A 6,737-nucleotide genomic window follows, 5' to 3' on the forward strand; every position below is an offset into this window, starting at 1 on the left:
CAGACCGACAATCTTGCAGCCTCGTCGGCAGCGTCAGGTGTGTATAAGGGACAGGGGCGGGGGGCTGCGGGCGACACGATCAGCTCCCCGCCCTCCAGGCACAGGTGGCGATCGGCACGGGCGGCCACCAGCGGGTCGTGGGTGACCAACAGCAGGGCCAAACCGTCGGCCCGCAGTCGCTCCAGGAGGTCCAGCACCCGGTCGGCGGTGGCCCGGTCGAGGGCGGCGGTGGGCTCGTCCAGCAGCAGGACGTCGGGACGTGCCGCCAGGGCCCTGGCCAGCACGACCCGTTGGCGCTGTCCCCCGGACAGTTCCCCGGGTCGGCTGCGGAGCAGACCCGGTTCCAGCCCGACGGCGGACAGGAGTTCCCCGGCCCCCGCCCGGGCCTCCGAGCGGCCCATGCCGTGCAGCACCCGCAACGGTCGCGCGGTGGCGGTCACCGCACGGTGGGCGGGGTTGAGTTCGCCCATCGGGTTCTGCCCGATCAACTGGATCGCCCGCAGTTGGGCCCGCTCCCGTTGCCGGGTGGCGGCGGGCAGTTCCACGCCGTGCAGGAGGATCCGTCCCGAGGCGGGCGGGCGCCGGCCGCACAGTGCGTGCAGCAGGGTCGTCTTCCCACTGCCGGAGGGTCCCGTGATCGCCAACGCCCCGCCGCGCGGAAGGTCGAGGTCGCACGATCCCAACAGCGGTGAACCGTCGGGACGTTCCAGCCGCAGCCCGCGTACGGCCAGCACCGGGCCGGCGGTTCCGGTCGGCCCGCCCGGGACCGGCCGGGAGATCGGCGCCGCACCGCCCGGGTCGGCCTCCGCCCGGGGCGGACGGGCCGGATTCCCCGTCCTCCGGCCGGCGCCGCGGGGGGCCGGTGGTCCCAGTCGCAGGACGGTGTCGCCCAGCGCCCCGGCGAACCCCGGGTCGTGGGTGACCACCACCGCGGCCCGGCCCGGCCGGTCCCGGTGGGCGCGCACCGCCGCCTCCACCAGGGCTCGTGATCCGGCGTCCAGGGCGGAGGTGGGCTCGTCCACGACGAGGAGTTCGGGGTCGCCGATCAGGGCTCGGGCCAGGGCGACCCGCTGGGCCTGCCCCCCGGAGAGTTCCGGCACGCGACGGCGCAGGAGACCGGGGTCGAGACCGAGGCGTTCCAGGAGGTCGGCCGCCCGCTCGCCGACCTCCCGCCGGGACCCCGGCAGGCCCTCGGTGATCAGCCGGTCGACCCGCGCCCGCGGGTGGAGCTCCGCCGCCGGATCCTGTCCGAGCCAGCCGCAGCGGGCGCGCCGCAGGCGGCGCGCCGGTGCGCCCGGACGGACCGGTTCCCCGCGCCACAGGACGGTTCCGCCCGCCCGGTGCAGTCCGGGGGGCAGGATGTCCAGCAGGGCGTGCAGGAAAGTGCTCTTGCCGGCGCCGGAGGGACCGGTGACCACCAGGATCCGCCCGGTGCCCAGCCGGACGTCCGGGGCGCGGAGGACGGTCGCCGCGTCGGTCGAGCGCCGCACGAGCAGCCCCTCGGCGGACAGCAGCGGTGGTTCGGCCGGCGGGTCGGGGACGGTACGGGGTGCCCCGGGACGGACGGGGGTGGGGGTCACCGCGCACCTCCGGTCCGCCCGGCCGAGCGGGAGGCGGCCCCGAGTACCCAGGCGCACAGGGCGAGGGCGAGGGCGGGGGCGAGGAGCGCGGCGGGGTTGAGTGCCGTTCCGGGCAGTCCCTCGCGCAGCATCAGCGCCCAGTCGGGGGCCGGGGGTTGCGGCCCCAGACCGAGCACGGAGAGGGCCGCCGCGAGTTGCAGCGCCGTCACCAGCCGCAGGCCGGCGTCGGCGGTGGCCAGGCCGCGCAGGGCCGGCAGGATCTCCCGGAGGAGGACGGCCGGGGCCCGCTCACCGCGTTCGACCGCCGCCCGCACCCAGCCGCCGCGGCGCAGGACGGCCACCTCGTCCGCCACCACCCGGGCGGTCAGCGGCGCGCCCGCCATCACCGACGCGGTGACCACCGCGGATGCGCCGGACAGGGCCGTCGCCAGGACCAGGGCCAGGACCGGGGCCGGCACGGCGAGCAGCAGGTCGCCGACCCATGCCACGCGGCGGGCGGCGCCGCCCCCCGCCCAGCCGGACCACAGACCCGCCGCGGTGCCGAGGAGCACGGCGGCGAGGGCGGCCACGAGCGCGAGGGAGAGCAGGCCGGTGCCACCGGCCAGGACCCGGGAGAGGACATCGCGGCCCAGGGCGTCGGTGCCCAGGGGCGTGGAGCCGTCCGGTGATGCCCACGGCGGGCCCACCGTGCGGTCCGGGGGGTGGGGCGCCAACAGGGGACCCAGGCCCACCAGCGTCAGGAGGGTCACGGCCGCGAGGGGGGCGAGGAGCCGTCGGGGGAGGGTGCCGCGCCGACGCCGGGGGCGCGGCCCGGGGGGAAGTCCGGCTCCCGTGTCGGCCCGGGTCGACACGTACCGGATCCCGGCGGGTGCGGGTCCCGTCATCGCACGCCCCCGATCGGGTCGGGGGTGCGCGGGCGGAACCCTTCGTCCGCCGCGCCCGTGCCGTCGCCGGCCCCCGCGCCGGAGCGGGCGGCGACCAGATCGGCCACCAGGACCCCCGCCAACAGGACGAGGATCGGGGGCAGGGCGGCGGCCTGGACGACGGGGATGTCCCGCACCGCCACCGCCGACACCAGCAGACCACCGATGCCCGGGTATCCGAAGATCGTCTCCACGAGCGCGGTGCCCGCGGTGATCCCGCCCGCCAGCAGCGCCCCGACCCGCAGGGCCGGCACCCACAGGAACGGGACCACGTGCCGCCACAGCACCGCGAGGGGTGACAGACCGCGCCGCTCGGCGTCGACGACGTGCGGCCGGCGCAGGGTGTCGACGAGGACGCCCTGCAGCAGGCCGGTGGCATAGGCGGCGGAGGGCAGCGCGAGGGTGAGGGCGGGGAGGACCAGGGCCTGCGGGGAGGACCAGGCGGAGCCACCGGGGGGAAGCAGCGACACCGGTGGGACCCATCCGAGGAGGCCGGCGAGGAGCCCGCCGAGGACCGCCGCCCAGGCGGGTTGGGGCACAGCCGCGAGTCCGGCGGCGATCGAGCCCCCGCGCCCCCCTCGCAGGTGGGCGAGGAGGAGCGCGAGCGCCGTCAGCAGGGTGGCGAGGAGCAGGGAGACCGCCACCAGCGCGGTCGTCGCCGGCAGCCGCTCGCCGAGGATCTCGGCGACGGGGCGGCCGGTGATCAGCGAGCGGCCGGGGTCACCGGTGAGCAGGCCGCCCAGCCACAGCAGGTACCGCACCGGGGCGGGGCGGTCCAGGCCGAGTTCGACCCGTCGGGCGGCGATCTCCTCCTCGGTCGCCCGGCCCGCGTCCCGCGTGTCGCCGGCGTCACCGGGAAGCAGCTCGGTGGCCGCGAAGACGACGACGGTCGCGGCGAGTGCCAGCACGGCCACGCGGGCCGAAAGACGCGCCGGGAGACGGGGGCTCACCCTTCCAGCCGCACCCGGTCGATGAACATCCGCTGGAAGCCCGGGCCGTCGGGCAGGTCGTGGACGTGCGGGGCGGCGAGGTCGATGCCGTCACCGGTGCCCCACACGACGTACCCGCCGTCCTCCCACAGCTCCCGCTGGATGTCGGCGAGCAGTTCGTCGCGCCGTGCCTCGTCGGAGGTGGCCATGGCCTCCTCGAAGCCCCGGTCGAACTCCTCGCTGCGGTAGGCGGTCTCGTTGGTCGGGGACTCCGACAGCAGGCCGACCCGGACCAGGTCGGCGAAGGAGATCCCGCCGTAGTAACCGGTGTAGAAGGGCTTCTGCGCGTACACGGTGGTCCAGTAGTCGTCGGCGGGCTCCACGCTCACCTCGGCGGTGACACCGATCTCCTCCAACTGCCGGGCGTAGAGGGTGGCGGCGGTGTCCATGCCGGGGTAGGACGTGGTGGTGTGCAGGGTGACCGTCAGGCCGTCCGCGTGTCCGGCCTCGGCCAGCAGTTCACGGGCGGTCTCCACGTCGTGCTCGCGCTGCGGCAGGTCGGTGGGGGTGGACGGGTCGTGCGGGGTGGGCAGGTCGTTGGCGACCTCGCCGTAGCCCAGGAAGACGGTGTCCACCAACTCCTCGCGGTCGGCGGCCAGGCGGAACGCCTCGCGCACCCGCGGGTCGTCGAACGGCGCGGTGTCGGTGCGCATGATGAAGGGATAGGTGGTCACCCCGGAGCGCCGGACCACCCGCATGTCCTTCTCCTCGGCGGAGGCGACGGCGGTGGGGGCGACGCTCCCGGCGACGTCCACGGCACCGGACAGCAGGGCGTCCACCCGGGTCTGCGGGTCGGCCAGCGCCCGGATCTCGATCCGCCCGGGGTCGGGGGTTCCGCCCCACCAGCCGTCGTTGCGGACCAGCACGGTGGTGTCCGCGGCGGACTCCTCGACCCGGTAGGGGCCGGAGCCGGGGACCTCCCCGGTGAAGTCCTCGGTGCCCTCGGGGACGACGAAGGTGATCGACGCCAGGGCCACCGGCGCGTTCGCCATGGGCACCCGGGTCGCCAACTCGACGGTGTGCTCGTCGACGACGCGGGAGTTCTCCAGGTCGAAGTCGGCCAGACGGCCGTAGTTCTCGGCGGCCTTCGCGCCGATGCGGCGCAGTGAGTGGAGCACGTCCCCGGCACGCACCGGCTCGCCGTCGGTGAACTCCGCGTCCTCCCGGAGGGTGAACGTCCACAGGTCCATGGTCTCGTTGGGTTCCCACGCGGTGGCCAGGCGGGGTTCGGCCCCTCCGTCGTCCCCGTGCACGGTCAGGACGTCGTAGACCAGGGCGAAGCGCAGGACGTCGGACTCGTTGCCCAGGCCGCCGTGCGGGTCGTCGCTCGCGGTGGCCGGTGAGCCGGCCACCGCGTACCTCAGCGTGGTGTCCGCGCCGGAGGCGGCCGGGGCGCCGGCGGACCCGTCGGGGTCGGTGGGGTCGGTGGAGCAGCCGGCCAGGGCGAGGACGCACACGGCGGTCGCGGACAGCACGGCTCTCGCCGCGCGCGGGCGGCGGAGGAAGGGGGTCATCGTGACAGCGGTCTCTCTCGTGGTTTCTTCTCGGTCCCGGTTCCCGCGGTTCGGGTGCCGGGGGCGGGGTTCAGCGGAGGGTCGGGGGCAGGTCGCGCAGGGTGCGGTCGATCAGCTCCGCGACCCGGCGCACCGCCTCCCCGGTGAGCAGGGAGTAGTGGTGGGCGTCGACGACCTCCTCCTCGACGGGGCCGCGGACGTGCGGGTGCCAGCCCAGGGCGGGCAGGTCCTCCGCGTCGTCCACTCCCATGCCGATCCCGGCGTTGCGCGGTGAACGGCGGGAGGCGGCGATCAGGAGCAGGCGCGTGTGCGGGTCGGTGAGGTGTCCGGCGCGGTGCCCGGCCAGTGCGCGCAGGTGTCGCTCGAAGACCCCCAGCCGCAGGTCGGCGCTCTCCCGGGGGCCGATCAGCCCCGCCTCGCGCAGGCGGGCGGTGACCTCGGCTCGCACCGCGTCGGCGGTCGTGGCGGCCGGGTTCCCCGCGTCGTCCCGGTCGGTGAGGAGCTCCAGGTCGAGGAATGCCTCCAACGAGTGCAGGTAGCGCACCGCCGCGACGGCGGTGTCCCCGTCCGGTCCCGGTCCGCCGAGGTCGCGGATGCGGTCCGGGAGGTTGGAGTCGATGAGCACCAGGCGGGCGGTCCGTTCGCCCCGGCGTTCCAACTCCACGGCGGCGGCGTGGGCGAGGGTGCCGCCCATCGACCATCCACCCAGCAGGTAGGGGCCCCGGGGTTGGACGGAGCGCACCGCCCCGAGGTAACGCTCCACCATCTCCGGGATGGTGGTCGGTCCCCGACCACCGGTCAGCTCCGGGTCGGTGAGGGCGAGGACCGGTCGGGGACCGGCGAGGGTGCGGGCCAGTTCGCCGTAGCACAGGATGTCGCCGCCGGAGGGGTGGATCAGGAACAGCGGGGTCCCGTCGCCGTCCCCGGTGCGCAGCGGCATCACGATCCCGTCGGGGTCCGCGGCCGCCCGCCGTACCGGAGCGGGGGTGCCCGGGACGGGACGGGCCGCGGCGGTCCCGTCCGCCGGGGCCCCCGGTCGGGGGGTGTCCCAGGCTTCCGGCGCCTCGGCCAGGCGCCGAACCCGGGCCACGTGTGCGGCGAAGGCGCGGTCGGCCTCCTCGGCCGGGATCACCGTCTCCTGGACGTCCCACTGGAGCAGCAGGGCGCCGTGCTGTTCGAGCACCTGGTGGTCGAGCCAGGTCTGCGGGGTGCTGCTCACCCCGTACACCGGGGTGCCGACCCAGTCCAGGTCGTGGGTGCCGCCCAGCGGGGCGGACAGGCCCAACGCACTGGTGAAGACCACCGGCACCGACTCGGTGCGGCCGGTGCGCGAGGCCTTCTCCGCCAGGAGTTCCAGGGCGGAGAACTCCCGGTGCTCCAGGTCGGAGAAGAGGGTGCGCTGGGCGCGGTGGGCGGCGTCGGCGAAGCAGGTGTCCGCGCTCCGGTCGACGGCGTGCAGCATCAGGGTGGTGAAGTCGCCGACCACGTCCTCGGCGCCGGGGAGTCCGGCCGGGCGGTCGAAGAGGGTGAGGGTGAGGGAGAGCCGGTCCCCGCCGGACCATTCGGCGAGGGTCTCGCCGTAGGCGGCGAGCAGCACGGCGGTGGGGGTCAGCCCGCGTCGGGCGGCCTCGGCGGTCAGGGCCTTCCAGCACTCGGGCTCCAGGCGGGCGGTGCGTCGGGCGAACCGGGGTCGCTCGTCCCGGTCCCCCGGCAGGCGGGGCAGGGCGGGGG

5 protein-coding genes are annotated in these 6,737 nt (G+C 76.1%); all 5 read right to left on the reverse strand.

The genetic code is table 11. The features are described 5' to 3' along the window. The coding region (locus FOE67_RS30945; protein WP_323384799.1) for an ATP-binding cassette domain-containing protein at positions 1-1,580 on the reverse strand (1,580 nt) is incomplete at its 3' end. Next, on the reverse strand, positions 1,577-2,329 hold the full coding sequence (locus FOE67_RS12130; RefSeq protein ID WP_323384802.1) for an ABC transporter permease: 753 nt from the start codon (positions 2,327-2,329) through the stop codon (positions 1,577-1,579). The genes FOE67_RS12130 and FOE67_RS30945, both read right to left, overlap by 4 nt. Positions 2,330-2,460: 131 nt before the next feature. Beyond that, positions 2,461-3,453, reverse strand: coding sequence for an ABC transporter permease (locus FOE67_RS30375; RefSeq protein ID WP_182663452.1), 993 nt, complete (start codon positions 3,451-3,453; stop codon positions 2,461-2,463). Next, positions 3,450-5,006, reverse strand: a complete 1,557-nt coding sequence (locus tag FOE67_RS12140) for an ABC transporter substrate-binding protein (RefSeq protein ID WP_182663454.1) — start codon at positions 5,004-5,006, stop codon at positions 3,450-3,452. The genes FOE67_RS30375 and FOE67_RS12140 overlap by 4 nt, the downstream gene beginning before the upstream one ends. Before the next feature lie 70 nt (positions 5,007-5,076). After that, positions 5,077-6,737 (reverse strand): thioesterase domain-containing protein (locus tag FOE67_RS12145; protein ID WP_228473804.1); only part of this gene is annotated, 1,661 nt, incomplete at its 5' end.

This window comes from Streptomyces calidiresistens, from assembly GCF_014141525.1.
Classification (GTDB): Bacteria; Actinomycetota; Actinomycetes; order Streptomycetales; family Streptomycetaceae; genus Streptomyces; species Streptomyces calidiresistens.

Coding starts and splice junctions, on each gene's coding strand:
- FOE67_RS12140 (WP_182663454.1), bottom strand. CDS start 5,006: ATGACCCCCTTCCTCCGCCGCCCGCGCGCGGCGAGAGCCGTGCTGTCC.